The organism is Glycomyces sambucus, assembly GCF_900102815.1.
GTDB classification, from domain to species: domain Bacteria; phylum Actinomycetota; class Actinomycetes; order Mycobacteriales; family Micromonosporaceae; genus Glycomyces; species Glycomyces sambucus.
Genome location: NZ_FNGF01000001.1, coordinates 454,570 through 477,974, shown reverse-complemented (window position 1 = coordinate 477,974; position 23,405 = coordinate 454,570). Strand labels below are relative to the sequence as shown.

At 72.8% G+C, this 23,405-nt stretch carries 18 protein-coding genes; 11 read left to right on the top strand and 7 right to left on the bottom strand.

Features of this window, described 5'->3' with window-relative positions; all coding sequences use genetic code 11:
• Position 1: 1 nt before the first annotated feature.
• From BLS99_RS02200 to BLS99_RS02180, 5 genes are read left to right on the top strand one after another with little or no spacing between them, the layout of a single operon-like run.
• Positions 2–1,249 (top strand): ABC transporter substrate-binding protein, encoded by a 1,248-nt coding sequence (locus tag BLS99_RS02200; protein ID WP_091042765.1) that lies wholly within the window; start codon positions 2–4, stop codon positions 1,247–1,249.
• Positions 1,246–2,169 carry a carbohydrate ABC transporter permease gene (locus BLS99_RS02195; protein WP_218126169.1) on the top strand — a complete coding sequence of 308 codons (924 nt, stop codon included), beginning with the start codon at positions 1,246–1,248 and terminating at the stop codon, positions 2,167–2,169. The genes BLS99_RS02200 and BLS99_RS02195 overlap by 4 nt, the downstream gene beginning before the upstream one ends.
• Complete coding sequence (locus BLS99_RS02190; protein WP_091042762.1) at positions 2,162–2,998, top strand: carbohydrate ABC transporter permease; 837 nt, start codon at positions 2,162–2,164, stop codon at positions 2,996–2,998. Before BLS99_RS02195 ends, BLS99_RS02190 begins: the two co-directional genes overlap by 8 nt.
• Positions 2,999–3,000: 2 nt before the next feature.
• Positions 3,001–5,127 carry an alpha-galactosidase gene (locus tag BLS99_RS02185; RefSeq protein ID WP_091042759.1) on the top strand — a complete coding sequence of 709 codons (2,127 nt, stop codon included), beginning with the start codon at positions 3,001–3,003 and terminating at the stop codon, positions 5,125–5,127.
• A complete protein-coding gene (locus BLS99_RS02180) occupies positions 5,117–6,019 on the top strand; it encodes an aldose epimerase family protein (RefSeq protein ID WP_091042755.1) in 903 nt (300 codons plus the stop codon). Before BLS99_RS02185 ends, BLS99_RS02180 begins: the two co-directional genes overlap by 11 nt.
• Here the strand turns inward: BLS99_RS02180 and BLS99_RS02175 are convergent.
• Positions 6,007–6,870 carry a helix-turn-helix transcriptional regulator gene (locus tag BLS99_RS02175; protein WP_091042752.1) on the bottom strand — a complete coding sequence of 288 codons (864 nt, stop codon included), beginning with the start codon at positions 6,868–6,870 and terminating at the stop codon, positions 6,007–6,009. The genes BLS99_RS02180 and BLS99_RS02175 overlap by 13 nt on opposite strands.
• Positions 6,871–6,971: 101 nt before the next feature.
• Positions 6,972–9,986, bottom strand: coding sequence for an alpha-mannosidase (locus tag BLS99_RS02170; RefSeq protein ID WP_091042748.1), 3,015 nt, complete (start codon positions 9,984–9,986; stop codon positions 6,972–6,974).
• Positions 9,987–10,282: 296 nt separating this feature from the next.
• Here BLS99_RS02170 and BLS99_RS02165 point away from each other — a divergent pair, with 296 nt between their 5' ends.
• Positions 10,283–11,614 (top strand): ABC transporter substrate-binding protein, encoded by a 1,332-nt coding sequence (locus BLS99_RS02165; protein ID WP_091042744.1) that lies wholly within the window; start codon positions 10,283–10,285, stop codon positions 11,612–11,614.
• 56 nt (positions 11,615–11,670) lie between these two features.
• Here BLS99_RS02165 and BLS99_RS02160 read toward each other — a convergent pair whose 3' ends face one another.
• Genes BLS99_RS02160 through BLS99_RS02140 form a run of 5 tightly spaced genes read right to left on the bottom strand, consistent with a single transcriptional unit; the run spans position 11,671 to position 17,900 of the window.
• Positions 11,671–13,095, bottom strand: a complete 1,425-nt coding sequence (locus BLS99_RS02160) for an NAD-dependent succinate-semialdehyde dehydrogenase (protein WP_091042740.1) — start codon at positions 13,093–13,095, stop codon at positions 11,671–11,673.
• The gene (locus BLS99_RS02155; protein WP_091042736.1) at positions 13,092–14,819 is read right to left on the bottom strand and encodes a GH39 family glycosyl hydrolase; all 1,728 of its coding nucleotides are present in this window, start codon (positions 14,817–14,819) and stop codon (positions 13,092–13,094) included. Before BLS99_RS02155 ends, BLS99_RS02160 begins: the two co-directional genes overlap by 4 nt.
• 2 nt (positions 14,820–14,821) lie before the next feature.
• The gene (locus BLS99_RS02150; RefSeq protein ID WP_091042733.1) at positions 14,822–15,715 is read right to left on the bottom strand and encodes a carbohydrate ABC transporter permease; all 894 of its coding nucleotides are present in this window, start codon (positions 15,713–15,715) and stop codon (positions 14,822–14,824) included.
• Positions 15,712–16,623 carry a carbohydrate ABC transporter permease gene (locus BLS99_RS02145; protein ID WP_091042730.1) on the bottom strand — a complete coding sequence of 304 codons (912 nt, stop codon included), beginning with the start codon at positions 16,621–16,623 and terminating at the stop codon, positions 15,712–15,714. The genes BLS99_RS02150 and BLS99_RS02145 overlap by 4 nt, the downstream gene beginning before the upstream one ends.
• Positions 16,620–17,900: an extracellular solute-binding protein gene (locus BLS99_RS02140; protein ID WP_091042727.1), complete on the bottom strand. Its 1,281-nt coding sequence runs from the start codon at positions 17,898–17,900 to the stop codon at positions 16,620–16,622. The genes BLS99_RS02145 and BLS99_RS02140 overlap by 4 nt, the downstream gene beginning before the upstream one ends.
• Positions 17,901–18,070: 170 nt before the next feature.
• On the opposite strand from BLS99_RS02140, the gene BLS99_RS02135 reads away from it, so the two are divergent.
• The 5 genes from BLS99_RS02135 (at position 18,071) to BLS99_RS02115 (ending at position 23,392) form a co-directional block, all read left to right on the top strand.
• A complete protein-coding gene (locus BLS99_RS02135) occupies positions 18,071–18,796 on the top strand; it encodes a GntR family transcriptional regulator (RefSeq protein ID WP_091042723.1) in 726 nt (241 codons plus the stop codon).
• Complete coding sequence (locus tag BLS99_RS02130; RefSeq protein WP_091042721.1) at positions 18,793–20,037, top strand: FAD-binding protein; 1,245 nt, start codon at positions 18,793–18,795, stop codon at positions 20,035–20,037. Before BLS99_RS02135 ends, BLS99_RS02130 begins: the two co-directional genes overlap by 4 nt.
• A gap of 75 nt (positions 20,038–20,112) precedes the next feature.
• Entirely contained in the window at positions 20,113–20,838 is a 726-nt protein-coding gene (locus tag BLS99_RS02125; RefSeq protein WP_218126168.1) for a GntR family transcriptional regulator, read from the top strand.
• A 161-nt stretch (positions 20,839–20,999) separates the two neighbouring features.
• On the top strand, positions 21,000–22,367 hold the full coding sequence (locus BLS99_RS02120; RefSeq protein ID WP_091042716.1) for a hemolysin family protein: 1,368 nt from the start codon (positions 21,000–21,002) through the stop codon (positions 22,365–22,367).
• A complete protein-coding gene (locus BLS99_RS02115; RefSeq protein WP_091042713.1) occupies positions 22,364–23,392 on the top strand; it encodes a hemolysin family protein in 1,029 nt (342 codons plus the stop codon). The genes BLS99_RS02120 and BLS99_RS02115 overlap by 4 nt, the downstream gene beginning before the upstream one ends.
• Positions 23,393–23,405 lie beyond the last annotated feature (13 nt).

Below are 23,405 nucleotides of genomic sequence, written 5' to 3'. Positions count from 1 at the left end.
CATGCGACACAGCAAGAGAGGCGCCGCCGCCGCGGCCCTCGCCGCCTCCGCCCTCGTCCTCGCCGCCTGCTCCGGCGGCGGCGACGGCGAGGACGTCACCCTCACCTACGCCACCTGGAGCGACGACCAGAAGCCCGCGATGGAGGCCATCGCCGCCGCCTTCGAGGAGGCGCACCCGGACATCGACGTCGAGGTCCAGGTCCTGCCCTGGCCCGAGTACTGGTCCACCCTCCAGGTCGGCGCCGCCGGGCGCACCGCCCCCGACGCGTTCTGGATGCTCGCCGACCAGTACCCCGCGTACGCCGACAACGGCCAGCTCCTCGACATCAGCGACGCCGTCGAGTCCGCGGGCGTCGACCTCGCCGCCTACCCCGAGTCCGTCATGGACCTCTACGAACGCGACGACGCGGTCTACGGCCTCCCGAAGGACTACGACACCAACGGGATCTGGTTCAACAAGGCCCTCTTCGACGCCGCCGGGGTCGCCTACCCCGACGACACGTGGACCTGGGACGACGCCCGCGCCGCCGCGCAGCAGCTGACCGACCCCGACGCGGGCGTGTGGGGCATCGCCGCCCCCATCGACCGCCAGGGCGGCTACTACAACTCGATCTACCAGGCCGGCGGCGAGGTCATCGGCGACGACGGCCAGGCGGCCATCGACAGCCCCGAGGCCGTCGCCGGGATCGAGTTCTGGACCCAGATGCAGGCCGACGGGTCCTCGCCGACCCTCCAGCAGCTCTCCGACACCGAAGCGGTGCAGATGTTCATGGACGGCAAGGTCGCCATGTACTTCTCCGGGTCCTTCTGGGCCCAGCGCCTCTACGGCGACGAGGCCGTGCGCGCCACCACCGGCGTCGCCCCGCTCCCCATGGGCGAGCAGCGCGCCAGCATGATCTCGGGCATCCTCAACGCCGGGTACGCCGGCACCGAGCACCCCGAGGAACTCGCCGAGTTCCTGGTCTTCGCCTCGGGCGAGGAGGCCGCGGTGCTCCAGGCCGAGTCCGGCGCCGTCCTCCCCGCCTACGCGGGCACCCAGCAGCCCTGGCTCGACGCCATGCCCGAGTTCGACCTCCAGGTGTTCGTCGACGCCGTCGACTACTCGGTGCCGCTGCCCATCGCCGGCAACGCCGCCGAGTGGACCGGCCTCGAGAGCGAGTACCTGGCCCCGGCCTGGAACGGCGAGCAGTCCGCGGCCGACGCCGCCGCGGCCTACAACGCCGCGATCGACGAGGTCCTGGCCGAGTGACCGCCCGAGCAGCCCGGCCCCCCGCGCGGCGCCGCCGCGCGGGCGGGCTCGGCCCCTCCCCGCTGTGGGGCTACGCCATGATCGCCCCGGCGTTCATCGGCCTCGCCGCGCTCTACCTGTGGCCCTTCCTGAAGACCTTCGCGAAGAGCTTCATGGACACGCCCGCGTTCGGGCCCGGCACGTGGACCGGGCTCGACAACTACACCGGGCTGCTCGGCGACGGCGACTTCTGGGACGCCTTCGCGAACTCCGGGGTCTACACCGGCATCCTGCTCCTCGGCGTCCCCGCCGCGGTGGTCCTCGCCGCGATGATCCAGCAGATCAGCCGCGGCCGCGCCGTCTACCGCGTGTTGTTCTTCCTGCCCGTCGTCACCCTCCCCGTGGCCGTCTCCATGGTGTGGCGCTTCATCTACAACGGCGACTTCGGCCTGCTCAACTGGGCGCTGTCCCTGGTCGGCGTCCCCGGCCAGTACTGGGTCGCCGACGACACCTACGCGATCTACGCGATCGGCGCCGTCGGCATCTGGATGAGCCTGGGCGTCAACCTCATCATCCTCGGCGCCGGCCTCCAGGCGATCCCGCCCGAGCTGTACGAGGCGTCCGCGATGGACGGGGCCGGGCGCGTGCGCCAGTTCCTCCGCATCACCCTGCCGCTCCTGTCGCCCAGCGTCTTCCTGGTGACGGTGCTGACCGTCATCTCCGCGCTCCAGATGTTCGACCTGGTCTTCGTCATGCTCCGCAGCGTCGACAACACCGCGCTCGACGGCTCCAAGACCATCGTCTACCTGTTCTACGAGAAGGCGTTCGTCCAGTTCGACCAGGGCTACGGCGCCGCCATCGCCGTCGTCCTGCTCCTGGTCATCATGCTCGCCACGCTCCTCCAGTTCCGACTCCAGCGCCGGTGGGTGTTCTATGACTGAGGCCCGCAGGCGCCCCAAGGGCGCCGACCTGCTCCTGCACCTGGCGCTCACGCTCACCGCGGCGCTCATGGTCGCGCCCTTCGCATGGCAGCTGCTCACCGCCTTCAAGACCACCGCCGAGGCGTCCCAGGCGCCGCCCACGTTCTGGCCCGCCGACCCCACCGGGGACGCGTTCGCCACGTTCTTCGACTCGGTCCCGGTGTGGAGCCAGTTCACCGTCTCCGCCGCCGCGCTCGCCCTGCGCGTGGCCGGCCAGCTCGCGGTCGCCGCCCTCGCCGGGTACGCCTTCGCGCGCCTGCGCTTCCCCGGCCGCACCGTCCTGTTCGGACTCTTCATCGCGATGCTCATGGTCCCCAGCCAGCTGTTCCTCATCGGCCAGTTCGAGCTCATCCGGGACCTGAAGCTCCTCGACACCGTTCCGGCCCTGGCCATCCCGGGGATGTTCTCGGCGTTCGGGATCTTCCTCATGCGGCAGGCGTTCATGTCGATCCCGCCCGCCTACGAAGAGGCCGCCCGCCTCGACGGCGCCGGGCCCCTGCGCACCTTCCGGACGGTCATGCTCCCGATGGTCCGCCCCACGCTCGGCGCGCTCGCGGTCCTCACCTCGCTGTACTCCTGGAACGACCTGCTGTGGCCGCTCATCGTCTCCCCGCGCGGCGACAACCGGCCCCTCACCGTGGGCCTGTCGGGCCTCCAGGGGCAGTACGGCACCGACTACCCGACCCTCATGGCCGGCGCGCTCGTCGCGTCGCTGCCGCTCATCGTCATCTTCCTGGTGCTCCAGCGGCAGTTCTTCAACGGCATCGCCAGCTCCGGCTTGAAAGGCTAGACATGACCGACTCACCAGTCGTCCACCTGCGGCGCGGCGGCACCAGCGTCGCCGTGTCGCTCACGGACGCACGGCTCCCGCGGATCCTCCACTGGGGAGCAGACCTCGGCGACCTGACCGCCGCCGACCTCGACGCGGTCCGCCGCGCCGCCGAGCCCACGATCGGCGACTCGGCCGTCACCTACCCGCAGCCGGTGCCGGTGGTCCCGCAGCTCGCCGAAGCCTGGCTCGGGCGGCCCGGCATCGCCGGGTCCCGCGACGGCCGCGCCTGGGCGCCCCTGTTCTCCGTCACCGGCACCCGCCTCGGCGAAGGCGACGCCGCCGTCCTCACCGTCGAATCCGTCGACACCGCAAGCGAACTCGCGCTCACCGTGGAGATCCGCCTCGAAGCCTCCGGGCTCCTGCGCACCCGCGCCGCCCTGCGCAACGAGGGCGAGCCCTACCGCCTCGACACCCTCGAACTCGCCCTCCCCGTGCCCGACCGCGCCGCCGAACTCCTCGACTTCACCGGCCGCTGGGCCAACGAGAAGGTCCCGCAGCGCCACCCGTTCCCCCTCGGCGCCTGGGTCCGCGAGTCCCGCGGCGGCAAGCCCGGCCTCGACGCCCCCACCCTCCTCATCGCCGGCGAACCCGGTTTCGGGTTCCGCGGCGGCGACACCTGGGGCGCCCACCTCGGCTGGAGCGGCAACCAGACCCTCGCCGCCGAGCGCACCCCCGCCGGGACCCGCGTCCTGCGCGGCGGCGCACTCTTCCTCCCCGGCGAACTCGTCCTCGCCACCGGCGAGACCTACACCGCCCCATGGCTCTACGGCGCCCGTGGCACCGGCCTCGACGCCCTCGCCGCCCAGTTCCACCGCCACCTCCGCGCCCGGCCCGAACACCCGAAGACCCCGCGGCCCGTCCTCGTCAACACCTGGGAGGCCGTCTACTTCGACCACGACCCCGAACGCCTCCTCCGGTTCGCCGACCGCGCCGCCGCCCTCGGCGCCGAGCGCTTCGTCGTGGACGACGGCTGGTTCACCGGCCGCCGCGACGACACCACCTCCCTCGGCGACTGGACCGTCGACCCCGAGCGCTGGCCCGACGGCCTCGCACCCCTCGCCGAGCGCGTGCGCGACCTCGGCATGGACTTCGGCCTCTGGTTCGAGCCCGAGATGGTCAACCGCGACTCCGACCTCGCCCGCGCCCACCCCGAATGGCTCTTCGACGGCGGCCACGGCCCCGGCCTGCCCTCCCGCCACCAGCACGTCCTCGACCTCGGCCACGACGGCGCCTACCAGCATGTGTACCAACAGGTCTCGGCCCTCATCGACCGGCTCGGCATCGCCTACGTCAAGTGGGACCACAACCGGTACCTCACCGACGCCGGGCACACCCCCGACGGCACCCCCGGCGTCCACCGCCAGACCGAGCGCGCCTACCGCATGATGCGCGAACTCCGCGCCGCCCACCCCGGCCTGGAGATCGAGTCGTGCGCCTCCGGAGGCGGCCGCGTCGACCTCGGCGTCCTGGAACACACCGACCGCGTGTGGCCCTCCGACTGCAACGACCCGCACGAGCGCATCGACGTCCAGCGCTGGACCGGCCTGCTCCTGCCGCCCGAACTCCACGGCGACCACATCGGCGCCGAGACCGCCCACACCACCCGCCGCACCGCGCCCCTGGAGTTCCGCGCCGCCACCGTCCTCTGGGGACACCTCGGCGTCGAGGAGGACCTGACCCGCTGCGACGACGCCGCGTTCGCCGCCCTCCAGACGTGGGTCGCCGCCCACAAGGAACTGCGGCCCCTCCTCCACTCCGGCGACGTAGTGCACGCCGACACCGAATCCGAGGTCCGCCTCGAAGGCGTCGTCTCCCCGGATCTGCGCGACGCGCTCTTCCAGTTCGCGCTCCTCGACCGGCCCGCCGCCTGGCCCCCGCCGCGGCTGCGCTTCCCCGGCCTCGACCCCGACCGCCGCTACCGCGTCGCCGAACTCGCCGTCACCGCCGCCGTCCCCGAGGGCCAGCGCCCGCCGTGGATGCGGAGCGACCTCGTGCTCCCCGGCCGGGTCCTCGCCGAGTCCGGCCTGGAGGCCCCCTCGCTCGACGTCGATCGCTCGGTCCTGCTGCGCCTCACCGATGCCGGGTGAAACCGGGCGCGGCCTGATCCTGCTCGCGGGTGCGACCTCCACCGCGGAGGTCTCACCCCGGGCCGCCTCGCTGCGCTCCCTCCGCGTCCACGGCCGCGACCTGGTCGAACCCACCGCCGCCGCGGCCGACCCGCCCGGCATGGCCGGGGCGGTCCTCGCCCCCTGGCCCAACCGGGTCGCGAGCGCCCGCTGGACCTACGACGGCGCCGAGCAGCGCCTCGCCGTGACCGAACCCGAGTTCGGCCACGCCAACCACGGCCTCCTCGCCGACCGGGACTTCACCGTGCGCCACGCGGCCCCCGACACCGTCACGCTCGCCGCCGCGATCGACGGCGAACCGGGCTACCCGTTCCGCCTCGACGTGGCCGTCACCTACCGCCTCGCCCCCGACGGACTCGACGCCGCCACCGCGATCACCAACCGCGGCGACCGGCCCGCGCCCGCCGCCACCGGCGCCCACCCGTACCTGCGCGCCGGGGACGCCCCCGCCGCCGCGCTCCGCCTCGACGCCGACCGCGCCCGCCTCCCCGGCCGCACCCACCTGCCCGGCCCGCCGTTCGCGGTGGCCGGCACCGGCTACGACCTGCGCGAGCCCGTCCCGTTCGCGCGCCTCCCGCGCCACCTCACCTACGAACGCGCCCAAGGGCCTTCGCGCCACCGCCTCACCGCGCCCGACGGCACCTCGGTCGAGCTGCGCGCCGACGCCAACCACCGCTGGTTCCAGCTCTACGTCGACCCCGCGCTGGCCACCGACGACGGCCCGCGCGCCGCGATCGCCGTCGAGCCCATGACCGCGCCGCCCGACGCGCTCAACACCGGGGAGGGCCTGCACTGGCTCGCGCCCGGCGAGACCTGGACCGTGGAGTGGGGGCTGCGGCTTCAGCCGGTGTAGCGCAGGCGGAACTCGCTGGGGCTCATGCCGTGGTGGCGGCGGAAGACCCGCGAGAAGTAGAACGCGTCGTCGAAGCCCACGTCGAAGGCGATCTCGGTGATCGTGGCGTCGGTGGCGTCGAGGAGCTGCCGCGCCCGTGCCATCCGCAGCGCCGTGTGGTGGGCGAGGACGCCGCCGCCCGTGGCCTTGCGGAACAGCGTGCCCAGGTGCGAAGGGGAGACCCCGACGAGGCTCGCCAGCTCGGACACCTTCACCTTGCCGTCGAGGCGTTCGGCGAGGTAGTTCATGGCCCGCTGCAACGGGTCCCCGGGCTCGGGCAGGAGCCGGTCGACGTTGATCTGCGTCAGGAGCTTCCACGCGGCGCCGGCCGCGCCGAGGAGCCGGACGGGGGACTGGTCGCGTTCGAGGCCGGTGACGATCTCGTCGAGGAGCGCCACCGCGCGGTCGATGGCCCGCACCGGGACCACGGGCCGGTCGGTGGAGGCCGCGAGGCTCTCGATGAGCTCGGTGACGTCGGTCCCGGCGAGGTGCGCCCACCAGATCGTCCAGGGGTCGCGCGCGTCGGCGCCGTACTCGTGCGGGACGCCGCGGGGGATGACGAGCGCCTGCCACGCGCCGAGCCGGTGCATGCCCGCGCCCACCCGCGCCCAGCCGGTGCCGGAGGCGCAGACGATGACGATCGCCTCCTCGGCGCCGCGCGGGCGCTGCATCCGGTGGTCGGCGGCGGCCGGGTAGTAGCCCGCGTCGGTCACCAGCAGGCGGCGCGTCACCGGGCGCCGCAGCGCCTCGGCGACCTGCGGGCGCGGGACCACGACCAGGCGCTGCCCGCGGAAGCCCTCTTCGATCGGCATACGCCAATACAACACCACGGGCGGCGGATCGTCCAGGGTCTTCGCTCCCACGGCAGCGGAAAGGGCCGGGCGCACCCGCGCCCGGCCCTCGGTTCGTCCCGCTACGCCCGCGCCAGGCGCAGCGTCACGAGCTGGAACGGCCGCAGCGACAGCGACACCGAGCCGGCGCCGCTCGCCGTGACCGCCGCCGGTGCGCTCTCGCGCTCCAGCAGGTCGGTCTCGACCGCGCCCGCGGCCGCGAAGCCCAGGTCCAGGACCGCGTCGGTGCGCGTCCCGTGCGCCTCGTAGAGCCGCACGACCACGTCGCCGGAATCGTCCTCGGCGAGCTTCACCGTCTCCACCACCACGGCCGGGTTCGCGACCCGCACCAGCGGCTCCACCGCGCCCGCGCCGGTCGCGCGCAGCGGCAGGTTGAGCCGGTACCCGGCCGCGACGGCCTCGGCCACGCCGCCGGGAACGAGCGAGGTGCGGAAGACGTGCCCGCCCTGGTCCGCCTCGGGGTCGGGGAACAGCGGGGACTTCAGCAGGGTCTGGCGCACCACCGAGAACGTGCCGCCGCCCTCGCGCGGGTGGCGCGTGACGTCGTGCCCGTAGGTCGCGTCGTTCGCGACGCCCAGGCCCCACCCGGCCTCGGCCACGTGCACCCAGCGGTGCGCGCAGGTCTCGAACCGGGCCTCGTCCCAGCTCGTGTTCGTGTGCGTGGGCCGCTCGATGTGCCCGAACTGGATCTCCGAGCGCGCCGAGGCGGTGTGCACGTCGACGGGGAACGCGAACTTGAGCATGTGCTGGCGCTCGTGCCAGTCGACGCTCGTCTCCACGTCGACCGCGCCGCGCCCGGCCTCGACGGTGATCGTCTGCATGATCGTCGAGGACCCGAAGGTCCGGGCGACGCGCACGACCGCGCGTTCGCCGCCGTCCTCGCCCACCGCGACCTCCTCGGCGGCGACGAGGTCGCGGCCGGAGCGGCGGTACTCGATGTCGACGTCCCACGCGTCGTAGTGGCGCGGGGTGTCGGTGAAGACCTGGAGCAGCCCGGCGCGCTCGCCCGGCGGCACGGTCTCGCGCCCGGTCGCCTTGTCCACCAGGGAGGTGATGAGCCCGTCGGCGTCGAGGACGAGCGCGACCGCGTCGTTCGCGACGGTGATCGCATCCCCGTCGCGCTCAACGGTGACCGCGCCGGAGACCCGCTTGGGTCCGACGCCGAACGCGGGCACGCCGTCGAGCGGGTACGGCCCGGAGTTCACGAACCCGCCCTCGCCCTCCGAACCCAGGGCCGCGACCGCGTCCGCGATCACCGGCTCCAGCTCCGCCTCGATCTGCGCGTACTCCTTCGCGGCCTGGTCGTAGACCCAGCCGATCGAGGACCCGGGCAGGATGTCGTGGAACTGGTTGAGCAGCACCGTGCGCCACGCCCGCCGCAGCAGCTCGTGCGGGTAAGGCGCGCCCGTGCGCACCGCCGCGGTGGCCGCCCACAGCTCGGCCTCGTGCAGCAGCGCCTCGCTGCGGCGGTTGCCGCGCTTGGTGCGCGCCTGCGACGCGTACGTGCCGCGGTGGTTCTCCAGGTACAGCTCGCCGCTCCACACCGGGCGCGACTCCAGCTCCGCCTCGGCGGCCTCGAAGAACTCGATCGGCGGCGCGATCCGCACCGTCGGCGACCCCTCCAGGTCGGCCGCGCGGCGCGCGGCGGACATCATCTCGCGGGTGGGCCCGCCGCCGCCGTCGCCGAACCCGAAGGGCACCAGCGACATGTTCGCGCGGCCCTTGTCGGCGAAGTTCCGCTCGGTGTGCGCCAGCTCCCGCGGCGACAGCTTCGAGTTGTAGGTGTCGACCGGCGGGAAGTGCGCGAAGACCCGCGTCCCGTCGATGCCCTCCCAGTCGAACGAGTGGTGCGGGTACTTGTTGACCTCGTTCCACGACAGCTTCTGGGTCAGGAAGTACCCGGCCCCGGCCGCGCGCGCGATCTGCGGCAGCGCGCCGGTGTACCCGAACGAGTCCGGCAGCCACACCTCGCGGGTGTCGACCCCGAACTCCTCCAGGAAGAACCGCTTGCCCTCCACGAACTGGCGGGCCATCGCCTCCGAGCCGGGCATGTTGGTGTCCGACTCGACCCACATGCCGCCCACGGGCACGAAGCGGCCCTCCGCGACCCGGGCCCGGATCCGCTCGAACAGCTCCGGGTAGTGCTCCTTGATCCATGCGAACTGCTGCGCCGACGAACAGGCGAACACCAGGTCCGGGTCCTCGTCCATGAGCTCCAGGACGTTCGCGAACGTGCGCGCGCACTTGCGCACCGTCTCGCGCACCGGCCACAGCCACGCCGAGTCGATGTGCGCGTGGCCCACCGCCCACACCCGGTGCGCGCTGCGCGCCGCGGGCGAGGCCAGGACCTCCCGCAGCGCCTCCCGGCCCGCCTCGGCGGTGGCGTGCACGTCGTGCGGGTGGACGGCGTCGACCATCGCGTCGAGGGCCGCGAACAGCTCGGCCCGCCGCGGCGAGCCCTCCGGCAGCTCCAGCGCCAGGCCGCGCACCGTGGCGACGTCCTGGACCAGCTCCCACACCGCCGCGTCCCGGCGGACCACGGCGATCCGGCCGAGCCGGTAGATCGGGGTGTCGGGCGCGGTCTCCCAGCGGCCCAGCGGGGTCGGCGCGTACCGCTCGCCGGAGGTGAACACGTCCGGGTTCGCGGCGGCCTCGATGTAGAGCTCGAACGACTCACCCGGCGCCAGGTGCAGCCGCACGTAGTCGTTCTTCGGCTCGATCGCCTTGAGCGCCCGGCCGCTGCCGTCGAAGACCAGGGCCTCCACCTGGAACCCCGCGCCGTCCCCGACGAACCCCGGGTCCACGCTCAGCTCGACCTCGTCGGCGCCCGCCGACCACTCGGCCGGCACGGTGCCCGAGACCCGGAACCACACCGTGCCCCAGGCCCGGCCCCACGCGTGGCCCTCCTCGACGGGCGCGTACTCCTGCGCCGCGGCCTCGTTGAACGGCACCGGCTCACCGGGCGCCGCCCACGCCTCGACCCGGACCGGCGCGCTCGCCCGCTCCCTCGCGGGCTCCAGCCGCTCCCTGACGAAGCGGTCGAGGCGTTCCTTGACGGCGTGCTGCTGCTGATGCAATGGAGACTCCTTGGGTGAAGAAGGCCAGGTGGAGAAGGGTACGAGCATTCGCGGTGCCGGGTCGGCCACGAGCGGGTGCACCCGCGGCCGATGCGAGTGTAAGCCCTTTCAGGCGGTTCGCGAAACGGGAGAGACCGGGCCGGAGGCATCAGTCGAAACGTCCAGGGGGCGCGTCGAGAAAGCCATTCTGCCCGGGCCCCGGGGGTCCTTACGATGCTCGTGGTCACCGACGACCGGCGAGCGGTGATCCCCGTGCCCCCGTGTCCCCGTCCCCGACGAACAGGAACCACCGAGCCATGAGACCGATCCGACTCGCCTCGATCGCCGCCTGCGCGGTCCTCGCCGCGACCGCCGCCGCGTGCGGCGCCTCCTCCGACGGGGACGGCGCCGTCGTCCAGTGGTGGACCTGGGACGAGAAGCAGGCCCAGTCCTGGGAGAAGTGCGTCCCCGCCTTCGAGGAGGCCAACCCGGGCGTCACCGTCGAGATCTCCCAGTACGCCTGGGACGACTACTGGACCAAGCTCACCGCGGGCTTCGTCGCCGGCAGCGCCCCGGACACGTTCATGGACCACGTGAACAACTACCCCGAGTACACCTCGCAGGGCCAGCTCCTGCCCCTGGACGACTACGTCGAGTCCACCGGCTACGACCTCGACCAGCTCGCGGTCGGGGTCCCCACCTGGACCTACACCGACGACTCGCTCTACGGGCTCCCCAAGGACTGGGCCACGGTCGCGTTCTACTACAACGCCGACATGCTCGCCGACGCCGGGCTCACCGCCGAGGACGTCATGAACATGACCTGGAACCCGGACGACGGCGGCACCTTCGAGGACGTCATCGCCCGCCTCACCGTGGACGAGAACGGCGTGCGCGGCGACGAGCCCGGCTTCGACCCCGAGAACGTCGCCGTCTACGGCATCAACTCCCTGGGCTCCAACGGCGTCAACGGCCAGGACACCTGGGCCAACTTCGCCTCGACCACCGGCTGGACCCTCGGCGACGAGCCCAACTGGCCCACCACGCTCCAGTACTCCGACCCGCGCTACGTCGCCACCGCCGAGTACCTGCGCGACCTCTCCACCCGCGGCCTCACGCCCGCCGAGGGCGAGTTCACGCTGGGCCAGGCCGAGCAGCTCGGCTCCGGCTCGGTGGCGATCGTCCAGTCCGGGTCGTGGAACGCCACCAGCTTCTACGCGCTCCCGGACCTGAACGTCGGCATCGCGCCCAGCGTCATCGGCCCCGAAGGCGAGCGCCGCGCGCTCTCCAACTCCAACGCCGACTCCATCTGGGCCGGCACCGAGCACCCGGACGAGTCCTTCGCGTGGATCTCGTACATGAACTCGCCCGAGTGCCAGGACCTCGCGGGCGCCGACGGCAGCTTCTTCCCGTCGATCGCCTCCTCGATGGCCGTCACCACCGAGTCCCTGGGCGCGCAGGGCATCGACATCACGCCGTTCACGGCCCAGTTCGAGGCGGGCACCCTCTTCGAGACGCCCGCCTTCGAGCACGGCCAGGAGGTCGGCGACGCCATCTCGCCGCTGAGCGAGGCGTTCTTCACCTTCGAGCGCGACGCCGACGTCTTCACCGAGATGGACGAGGCCAGCCGCGAGATCCTGGCCCAGTAGCCAAGGGCCCCCGCGGATCGGCGCCGACCGGCGCCGATCCGCGGGACGGGCCGCCACTACTGGGGGCGGACCTGGGTGTAGACGGCGACGGTGTACTCGCCGATGCCCTCGGTGCCGCCCTCGCGGCCGTAGCCGGAGGACTTGACGCCGCCGAACGGCGCTTCGGCGACCGCCAGGGCGGTGCTGTTCACCCCGACCATGCCGACCTCCAGCCGCGCCGCCGCCTCGCGCCCCGCGTCCTCGGGACCGAAGACGTAGGCCGCGAGGCCCTGCTCCACGGCGTTCGCGCGGGCCACGGCCTCGTCGAGGTCCGCGTACGGCAGGATCGGCGCGACCGGCCCGAACGGCTCCTCGGTGAGCACCCGCGCGGTCGCGGGCACGTCGACCACCACCGTGGGCTCGTAGAACCACCCGGGCAGGCCCTCGGGCCGGCGCCCGCCGGTGAGCACCCGCGCGCCGCCCTCCCGCAGGTCCGCCACCAGGGACTCCACGGCCGCCAGGCGCCGCTCGTTGGCGAGCGGGCCCACGTCCACGCCGTCACGGTCCCCGGGCCCGACCACCAGTGCCGCGGCGGTGCGCGCGAACTCGGCCGCGAACGCCTCCGCGTCGGCCTCCGGCACGAAGAACCGGGTGGGGGAGATGCACACCTGCCCGGCGTTGCGGAACTTCGCGCTCGCCAGTGTCCTTGCGGCAGCGGCGATGTCGGCTCCCGGCAGCACGATCGCCGGGGCGTGGCCGCCGAGTTCGAGGCTGAGCGGCTGCAGGTGCTCGGCCGAGAGCCGCACGAGTTCGCGCCCGACCGGGATCGACCCGGTCAGGGTGATCTTGCGGATCACCGGCGACCCGATGACGCGCTCGGCGATCGCGGGGGCGTCCCCGGTGACCACGGCGACCGCGTCGCCGGGCAGGCCCGCCTCGACCAGGCACCGCGCCATCGCGAGCGCCGCGCTCGGCGCCTCCTCGGCGGGCTTGACCAGGATCGAGCACCCGGCGGCCACGGCCGGGGCGAGCTTGCGCGCCGGGAGCGAGGCCGGGAAGTTCCAGGCCGTGAACGCGGCCACGGGCCCGATCGGGCGGCGCTCGACCGCGAACGTGCGGTCGCCGTCCGACCAGGTGCGGCCGAGGTCGCGCACGGCCTCCTTGGCGAACCAGTCGAAGTACCCGGCGGACTGCTCGACCTCGGCGCGCGCCTCGCCCAGCGGCTTGCCCTGCTCGGCGGTGATCGCCCGCGCGACCTCCTCGGCCCGCGACCGCAGCAGCGCCGCGGCCCCGTCGAGGACCCGCGCCCGCTCCCGCGGGTCGGACCGGCGCCACGCGGCGGCGCCGCGCGCCACCGCCTCCAACGCCTCGTCCACATCAGACTCGCTCGCCCGCGCCGCGCTCCCGGTCACCCGACCGGTGGCCGGGTCGTGGAGCGGCATCGTCCCGCCGCCGGCGGCCGCGCGGAGGCGGCCGCCGACGAACAACTGGGTCTCGGTCATCGCGGTTCCAGCACCACCAGGGACACCGACGGCAGCGGCAGCGCGGTCTCGTACCGCAGGGCCCCGCCCTCGACGTCCACCGCGCGCGGCTCGCCCAGCGTCTCCAGGCCCTGCCGGGAGTGGATGCGGGCCAGGTCCTCCGCGTCGGGCTCCTGCGGCGACCCGAGCGCCTCCCACACGGTGTGCGCGTTGGAGTGGTCGGCGTCGATCCGGTACTCCGTGGCGGTGTAGGAGGCGGCGGCGAGGCCGCTGAAGGCCAGCACCGCGGCGGTCGGCTCGGCGTCCTGCGCGTACTGGTCGTCGCCGTGGCGCCACACGAGCGCGGTCACGGTGCCGTCCGCGCCGATCGAGGCGAGGGCGTCGACCTCCTCGGGCATCCCGTACTCGCGCCCGGAGAGGTCGTCGATGGGGAACGACGCGTCGGACTGCGCCGGCAGTCGCTCGCCGCCGAGGCGCGCGAAGAGCCGGTAGGCGTTCATGAACGGCTTCTCGATGCCGCCCTGGGTGGTCCACGACCGCGTGCCCTCGAAGTACCGTTCGCCCTCGAAGTAGAACGACCAGGTGGTGGCCTGCTCGATGTTGCCCCGGTACGCGTCGCTGAGGTCGAGGAGCTTCTTCATGAGCTTGGCCTGGAACACCGGGTAGTACTCGGTGTTCTGGAACCGGAAGTTCGGGTTGTCGTAGGCGGAGTGGTGGGCGGGCACGCCCGCGTCGCACTCGTCGATGAGCGCGGGCAGGCCCGCGTACTCTGGGAACTCGCCCATGACCGCCAGGAGCCGGTCCACCTCGAACAGCATCTTCATCGAAGACGGGGACTCCTGGACGGGCGCGGGCGCCCCGATGGGCCCGTAGGTCCGCCACGGCGTGAACGCCGACCCCTTGGTGTGGAACGAGACGTAGTCCAGCGGCGTCCCGGTCTCCTTGCAGTGCTCCAGGAACCCGCGCAGGAACTCGACGCCCGCGTCGCCGCCGGTGACCGAGGGGCCGCCGACGCGCGCGTCCGGCAGCACGCTCCGGATCGCCTCCACGGTCACCGTGTACAGGTCGTAGTACTGCTGCGGAGTGCCGCGCCAGTAGAAGATGTCGGGCTCGTTCCACAGCTCCCACACCCAGGTCGCGACCTCCTCGGCGCCGTAGCGCTCCAGGACGTGCGCGGCGGTGGCGGCGCACAGCCCGGCCCACTTGCCGTAGTCCTTGGGCGGGAACGACCACAGGCCGTGCTCGTAGGCGCTGTAGACGGTGGGGCTGGAGATCACCGGGAAGACGTCCTTCGCCTTCTCGGGCACCAGGTCCTTGGGCGTGAACCCGAGTTCGACGAGCACGTGGTGGCCGGCGCCCACGATCGCGTCGTACGTCTCGTCCAGGAGCGTGAAGTCGTAGAACGGGTTCCCTTCGGCGTCCTCGTGGTAGACGTTCCCGTTGCCCCAGTGCGGCTGCCCCCAGCCGGAGCCGGAGCAGAACATGTAGTGGGGCCGCACGTGGAACGCCTGCGGGGAGAACTCGCCGATGGCGCCCAGCAGGCGCTTCCCGTCGGGCCGGTAGGTGTAGTTGATCTCGTCGTAGCCCATGCTCGCCCAGATCGGCGCGAGCGCCCCGCTCGGGGCGGCGGCGTCGATGCGGACCTCCGCTTCGCGCACGTGCCGCGGGTCCGGGTCGGACCGGGCGGCGGTCGGGTGCACCCGGTTGTGCCCGGCGTGCTCGGAGGATCGCGTGGTGTTGGCCATTGTCAACCTTTCAGACCGGTGTTGCTGATGCCCGCGACGATGAATCGCTGGGCGAGGAGGAAGATGAGCAGCGGCGGGGTGATGGCGAGGATCGTGGACGCCATGACCACCCCGTACTCGCTGTCGCCGTAGGCGGACCGGAACGTGATGAGCGCGAGCGGCAGCGTCTGCATGGACGGGGTGCTGGTGGCGATGAGCGGCCACAGGAAGTCGTTCCAGGCCGCGAGGAACACGAGGATGCCGAGCGTCGCCAGGCCGGGCCGGATGAGCGGCAGCACGATGTAGCGGTAGTTCTGCCAGGCGTTGGCGCCGTCGATCTTCGCGGCCTCGGTGAGCTCCACGGGCAGGTTCGCGATGAACTGCCGCAGCAGCACCACCCCGAACAGCGACACCACGTGCGGGATGATCAAGGCCCCGTAGGTGTTCAGCAGCCCGAGCGCCGCGAACTGCTTGAACAGCGGCACCAGGATGACCTCGGTCGGCACGAGCATCATGAGGACGATCGCGGCGAGGACCACCGCGGAGCCGCGGAACGGCAGCCGGGCGAGCGCGTACGCCATCATCGAGCACACGACGAGCGCGAGCACGGTGGCGGTCACGGCGACGACGGTGCTGTTGAAGAACGCGATGAACACGTTCACCGCGCGCCCGTCGGGCTGCACGAGCTTCGACCAGTTCTCGCCGGTGGGGTCGGACGGGTAGAACCCGGTGCCGGAGGTGATCCGCTCGGCGTTGAACGAGCCGATGAGGACCCACAGGATCGGCAGGGTCCAGGCCAAGGCCAGGACCGCGGCGACCGCGGTGGCGATGCGGCGGGCGCGCCGGTCGGGCCCGCCCTTGGGGCGGCGGGCGGGGCGTTCGGTCTCGGCCGCGACGGCTGCTTCAACTGTCGTCACGATGCCCTCCTTCGGGTGAGCGCGAGCTGGATGACGGTGACGACGAGGATGATGAGGGCCAGCGCCCAGCCGACGGCCGAGGCGTACCCGGTCTGGAAGTCGCGGAAGCCGGACTCGTAGAGCATCTGGAGCACGACCCGGGTCGAGCCGGCGGGCCCGCCCTGCGTCACCAGGTAGACCTGCTCGAAGACCTTGAACGAGTCGATGAGCCGCAGCAGCACCACGAGCATGAGCACCGGGGCGATGGCCGGGAGCGTGATGTACCGGAACCGCTGCCACACGTTCGCGCCGTCGATCTTCGCGGCCTCGTAGAGCTGCGCGGGGATGTCCTGGAGCGCGGCGAGGAGCACCAGCAGCGGGAACCCGACGCGCCACCACAGGGTGATGAGCACGACCGCGCCCATCGCCTCGCCGGGCGTCGACAGCCACGCCTGCTCGGGCAGGCCGACCGCGCCGAGGATCTGGTTGACGTTGCCGCTCAGCGGGTTGAGCGCGGTCTGCCAGATGATGGCGACGGCGGCGCCGGTGAGCAGGTAGGGGGAGATGAACGCCGCCCGGATCGCGCCGCGCCCGCCGAGCCGCTGGTTGAGCAGCATCGCCAGGAGCAGCCCCACCGCCACCAGCACGGGCACGTTGAGGACCACGAACAGGGCGGTGTTGCCAAGGGCCGCATGGAAGTCGGGGTCGGTGGCGAGGTTCGCGTAGTTGTCGAGGCCGACGAACCCGCCGGTGCCCTCGGCCATGTTGGTGTCGGTGAGGCTGACCCAGAAGCCGTTGACGACGGGCACGACCCACAGGAACACCAGCAGCGCCAGGAACGGGGCGGCGAACAGGATCCCGGTCCGCGTGAGCCGCTTGCGGCGCTTCGGCTTCGCGGGGGCTGCCCGGGTCTCGGTGGCGGCGGTCATCGCGTGGCCCCCTTGATCGCGGCGGTGGCCTGCTCGGCGGCCTGGGACATGAGCGCCTGCGGGTCCTCGTTGCGGTACACGATGGACTGCGTGGCGCTGGTGAGGTAGGTGAACGCCTGGTTCCAGCGCGGCACGTACGGCAGGAACCGGGCGCGCGGCTGCTCGGCGACGAACGTGGTCATCGCGGTGACGACCGGGTCGTCGCTGGCGGCGATCGCGGCGTCGACCCCGTTGAAGGAGGGCGCCTGCGACCCGGCCCAGGTGACCGAGCCCTCGCGCACCACCCACTCGATGAACTTGGCGGCCTCGGCGCTCACCCAGTCGTCGTTGCTGCGCTGCTTGGGGATGCAGTAGACGTGGGAGGTCGCGGCGACGGCCGGGGCGGCGTCGAAGAACGCCGGGAGCGGCGCGACCCCGAAGTCCTTGCCGTCCTCCTCGGTGGCCTTGACCATGTCGGCCAGGCCCCACGGGCCGATGAAGATCATCCCGACCTGCTCGTCCTGGAACTGCTGGCCCATCTGGACGCCGTCGAGGAGCTGGGAGGGGGCGATGCCGTCCTCGTGGACCCAGCGCCGCTCCATGTCGATCGCCTCCAGGGAGGCGTCGGAGTCGAACAGCGCCGTGCCGTCCTCGGCGACGATCTCGCCGCCGTTCTGCCAGTTCATGGTCAGCCACGGCATCCACGCGGCGGGCTCGCGGATGAAGCCCCACACGCCGGACTCCTTGAGGGCCTTGCCGGCCTCCAGGAACTCCCGCGCGTCGGCCGGCGGCGACTCGGGGTCGAGGCCGGCGTCGGCGAACAGGCGCTTGTTGTAGACCATCGCCTGCGGGCCGGTGCTCATGGTGATGCCCAGGCGCTTCCCGTCGACGAGGCCGAGGTCCTGCGTGCCCTCCACGAAGTCGGCCTCGGCGAAGCCGAACGAGGCGAGGTCGAGCTCGTGCAGGAACCGGCGCAGGGGCGGGACCTCGTTGTTGTGGAGGGCCATGATCGCGGGCGGGTTCCCGGCGATGGACGAGGTGACGAGCTTGGTGAGGTAGTCGCCGCCGTACGCGGGGGCGGACATGCGGATCTGCGCCCCGGTCGACTGCTCGTTGTACCGGTCGACGATGCCCTGCATGACGACGCCGTCGGGGCCGGTGTAGAAGGTGACGAACTCCAGGACGTTCCCGCCGGCGGCGGTGGTGTCGTCGAACGGGGAGCCGCAGGCGGTGAGCAGCGGTCCGGCGCCGAGCGCCGCCCCTGCTCCGAGGAGTGTTCTCCGGGATATCTGGACCATTCAGCGCGCCTCCTTGCGCGATCCGGTGCCACTGCGAGGGACGTCGGCTCGGGGATGGAACTGGCACCGGGGCCGACGCGACGAACGCTAATCGCCGGATTGGAGATTGTCAACAAGAAACAATCTGCAATTTTCTGGTAGGCTTCCCGGGACCCCTTCCAGGAGGAACCGTGGACACCGTCCCCTTCGGCGGCCCCGCCGTCGACCTCGCCGCGAGCGCGCCCGCCCTCGCGGCCCTCGTCGCCGACCGGCTGCGCGACATGATCACGCACGGCGGGCTCGCCCCCGGCGAACGGCTCAAGGAGGCCGAGCTCGCCGCCGCGCTCCACGTCAGCCGCGGCCCCGTCCGCGAGGCCATCGCGCTGCTCACCGCCGAAGGGCTCGTGGAGACCCAGCGCTACCGCGGCGCCCGCGTCATCAGCCTCACCGCCCGCGACATCGAGGAGGTCTACTCCCTGCGCCTGGCCATCGAACGCCTCGCGATGGCCCGCGCCGCCGAACGCCTCACCCCCGAGCTCCGGGCCGCCCTCGACGGCGTCCTCGACCGCATGCGGGACCTCCCCGAGACCGCCCCCGCGGCCGACGTCGCCGCCCTCGACCTGGAGTTCCACGACCTCGTCTACGAGGCCGCCGCCCACGCCCGCCTCGACCGCACCTGGGCGCCCATCCGCGGCCAGGTCGCCGTCTTCCTCCACTCCCGCACCGACGGCGACTACTTCCGCTCCACCAGCCACGCCAAGCACCTGCGCCTGCGCGACGCCCTCGCCACCGGCGACCCCGCCGCCGCGGTCGCCGCGATCGAGGACCACATCGGCTGGGTCCTCCTGCGCCTGGCGCCCTCCCACATCGACACCCCGCACGACCGCTCCCCGAACACCCTGAAAGGCACCGCATGAACACCAACTGGGCCGGCAACGTCCGCTTCTCCACCGACCGGACCGCCCACCCCGCCACGATCCCCGAACTCCAGGAGGCCGTCGCCGCCGCCGACCGCGTCCGCGCCGTCGGCACCGCCCACTCCTTCAACGACATCGCCGACACCACCGGCCTCATGGTCTCCACCGCCGCGCTCCCCGCCGACGTCCGCGTCGCCCCCGACCGCCGCACCGCCTCCGTCCCCGCCGGCGCCCCCTTCGCGCACGTCGCCCGCGCCCTCCACGCCGAAGGGCTCGCCCTCGGCAACATGGGGTCCCTCCCGCACATCTCCGTCGCGGGCGCCGTCGCCACCGGCACCCACGGCTCCGGCGACGCCAACCCCGTCCTCTCCGGGTACGTCGCCGCGATCGAGTACGTCCGCGCCGACGGCGCCCTCGCCCGCGTCAGCCGCGGCGACGACGCCTTCGACGGCTCCGTGGTCGCCCTCGGCGCCCTCGGGATCGCCACCCGCCTCGACCTCGACGTGCGCGAGAGCTTCGACCTCCGCCAAGACCTCTTCCTCGACGCCCCATGGGAACCGGTCCTCGACGCCTTCGACGCCCTCACCGCCGGCGCCTACAGCACCAGCCTGTTCATCCAGGACTGGGCGTCCCCCGCGATCACCCAGGTCCTCCTCAAGCACCACACCGAGCCGCGCCTGCCCGACGGCGTCACCGCCCGCCGCTCCCGCGCCCGCGCCGTCTCCCCGGTCGCCGGGGCCTCCGACGACACCGTCACCCTCCAGGGCGGCGCCATGGGCCCCTGGCTCGAACGCCTCCCGCACTTCCGCCACGACGCCCCGCCCTCGAACGCCGGCGACGAACTCCAGAGCGAGTACTTCGTCGACCGCGCGCACCTCCCGCAGGTGCTGCGCGAACTGCGCCGCGAAGCCGACGCCGTCAACCCCGCGCTCCTGGTCTCCGAGATCCGCACCATGGCCGCCGACGGCCTCTGGCTCAGCGGCGCCCACCACCGCCCCACCGCGGGCGTCCACTTCACCTGGAAACCCGACATGCCCGCCGTCCGCGCCGCCCTCGCCGCCGTCGAACGCGTCCTCGACCGCCACGACGCCCGCCCCCACTGGGGCAAGCTCGCCGGACCCGCCTTCGCCGACCGCCTCGCCCGCTTCCCCCGCGGCCGCGACTTCGCCGAACTCGCCGCACACAACGACCCCTCCGGCAAGTTCCGCAACGCCTACCTCGACCGGGTCCTCGGGGCCTGAAGGGCCACCGGCCCAGCGTCATACACTTGATCCCCGGATCGCACCGCGGTCCGGCACCACGGAAAGGGGACGGACTTGGCGACGTCGGATCTCACGGCCGCGCCCGCGATGCCGCCCGCGCTGTCCACACTCGTCGCCGACCGGCTGCGCGAGATGATCACGCGCGGCGTCCTCGCCCCCGGCGAACGCCTCAAGGAGGCCGAGCTCGCCGAGTCCATGGCCGTCAGCCGCGGCCCCGTCCGCGAGGCCATCTCCATCCTCGAACGCGACGGCCTCATCGAGTCCCAGCGCCACCGCGGCGCCCGCGTCATCACCCTCACCTTCGACGACATCGAAGAGGTCTACTCCCTGCGCCTGGCCATCGAACGCCTCGCCATGGAGCGCTGCGCCGCCCGCATCGACGACGCCGCCCTCGCGCGGATGGACGACGTCATCGCCCGCATGAAGGCCCTCGCCGAAGGCGACGACCACGTGGCCCTCGACCTGGAGTTCCACGACCTCGTCTACGCCGGCGCCGACCACGCCCGCCTCCGGCGCACCTGGAGCCTCCTGCGCAGCCAGGTCTCCATGTTCCTCAACGCCCGCCTCGACCGCGACCACTTCCGCGCCTCCGCCTGGAGCGAGCACGCCGAACTGCGCGACGTCCTCGCCAAGGGCGACCCCGAGGCCGCCGCCGCCGCGATCGAGCGCCACATCGGCTGGACCCTGCGCCGCATCCGCGAGACCCGCGCCGCCGACCCCGACACGCCCGCCACCGGGCCGCTCTCGGGCCCCGGACCCCAAGGCAAGACCGGGCTCTGACGCACCGGACCGGCACGGAATGTGATTCGGGCGCCGACACCCTGCACACACCGGCCGGCCACCGCTATCCTCGTCGGCATGGACGATTCACCCAGTCATAAACCCTGGCTCACCTCGGGGCGGCCACTGCCGGTCCCGGCGATGTCGCAGCGAGGTGAGCGTTGAGCACGGAAGTCTGGGGCATCCTCGCGGGTGTCGTACTGACCATCGGTACCGGACTGTTCGTCGCCTCCGAGTTCGCGCTGGTCAACCTGGACCGGCCCGAACTGGAGCGCAGGCAAGAGCGCGGCGAGAAGGGCCTCGGCCCGACCATCAAGGCGCTGAAAGTCACCTCCACGCACCTCTCGGGCGCCCAGTTGGGCATCACCCTCACCACCCTCCTGGCCGGCTACACCTTCGAACCGGCCATCAGCTCGCTCCTGCGCGAACCGCTCCTGGGCGTCGGCGTCGCCGACTCCGCGGTCGGCGCCATCGGAGCGGTCGTCTCCATCGTCGTCGCGACCCTGTTCTCGATGATCCTCGGCGAACTCGCGCCCAAGAACTTCGCGCTGGCGGTCCCGCTCGCCACCGCGAAGCTCGTGGTCCCGTTCCAGATCGGCTTCACGTACGTCTTCAAGCCGGTCATCGCGCTGTTCAACGGCACCGCGAACCGCACCATCCGCGCCATGGGCATCGAGCCCAAGGAGGAGCTCTCCGGCGCCCGCAGCGCCGAGGAGCTGAGCTTCCTCATCCGCCGCTCGGCGACCGAGGGCGCGCTGGACCGCGACGAGGCCACGATGCTCCACCGCACCCTCACGTTCTCCAACCACACCGCGGGCGAGGTCATGACCCCGCGCGTCAACGCGGTCACCTTGGAGCGCACCGCGACCGCGGCCGACGTGGTCGCCGAGGCCGCCCGGACCGGGCACTCCCGGTTCCCGGTCCTCGGCGAGGACGTGGACGACGTCATCGGCGTCGCCCACGTCAAGACCGCCTACGCCGTCGCGGCCGACCGCCGCGGCGCGGTGCCCGTCACCGAGGTCATGTCGGCGCCGCTCAAGGTCCCCGAGACCGCGGGCGTCGGGTCGCTCCTGGGCCGGCTGCGCGGGCGCGGCTTCCAGATCGCCGTGGTCGTCGACGAGTACGGCGGCACCGCCGGGATCGTCACGCTCGAAGACCTCGTGGAAGAACTCCTCGGCGAGGTCCACGACGAGCACGACCGGCGCCAGAGCCTGGTCGTCAAGCACCCCGACTCGATCGTGCTCTCCGGGGCGCTGCGCCCCGACGAGCTGTGGGAGCGCGCGGGCGTGCGCATCCCCGAGGGCGAGGACTACGAGACCGTCGCGGGCTACGTCCTCGACCGCCTCGAGCGCATCCCCGCCCTGGGGGAGGAGATCCGCCTCGACCGCGGCCTCCTGCGCGTGGACCGCCTGACGGGCTCGCGCATCGACCGGTTCCGCTACCTGCCCGACGACAAGGCGACCGACCCCGCGTTCGGCGGCACCCGCGAGCGCATCCTGGAGACCTTCGAGCAGGAGAGCGAACGATGAGCGAGTACCTTCCCGGACTGGTCTGGCTGGTGGTCCTCCTGGTCGCCAACGCCTTCTTCGTGGGCGCGGAGTTCGCCGTCATCTCGGCGCGCCGCTCCCAGATCGAACCGCGCGCCGCCGCCGGCAGCCGCGCGGCCAAGACCACGCTGTGGGCCATGGAGCACGCGACGCTCATGCTGGCCACCAGCCAGCTCGGCATCACCGTGTGCTCGCTGGTGATCCTGAACGTCTCCGAACCGGCCATCCACCACCTGCTCGAGTACCCGCTGGGCTGGACCGGGCTCACCCCGGCCGCCGTCACGGGGATCGCGTTCGCGGTGGCGCTGCTGCTGGTGACGTTCCTGCACGTGGTCTTCGGCGAGATGATCCCGAAGAACATCGCGTTCTCCGTGCCCGACCGCGCGGCGCTCATCCTGGCGCCGCCGCTGGTGCTCGTGTCGCGGGCCGTGCGGCCCCTGATCTGGGCGCTGAACGCGATCGCGAACGGCATCCTGCGGCTCTTCCGGATCGAACCGAAGGACGAGGCCCAGAGCGCCTACACGATCGACGAGGTCGCCACGATCGTCGAGGAGTCCCAGCGCGAGGGCACCCTCGTGGACGACTCGGGCACGCTCACCGCGGCGTTCGAGTTCACCGAGAAGACCGTCGCCGACGTGGAGGTGCCGCTGCGGGACCTGGTCCTGCTGCCGGCCGATCCGACGCCGCGGCAGGTGCAGGAGGCGGTCTCGGCGAGCGGGTACTCCCGCTACGTCATCCGCAACGGCGCGGCGCCGCACGCGTACCTGCACCTCAAGGACGTGCTCGACCTGACCGACCTCGACGCCCCGATCCCCGCGGACCGCGTCCGCGACCTCCCGGTGGTCGAGGCCGGGGCCGAGCTCGAAGACGCGCTCGCGCAGATCCGCGCCCAGAACGCCCACGTCGCCCGGGTCACCGGGCCCGCGGGCGCGACCACGGGCGTCCTCTTCCTGGAGGACATCATCGAGGAGCTGATCGGCGAGGTCCAGGACGCCGCCAGCGCCTGACGCATCGACGGCA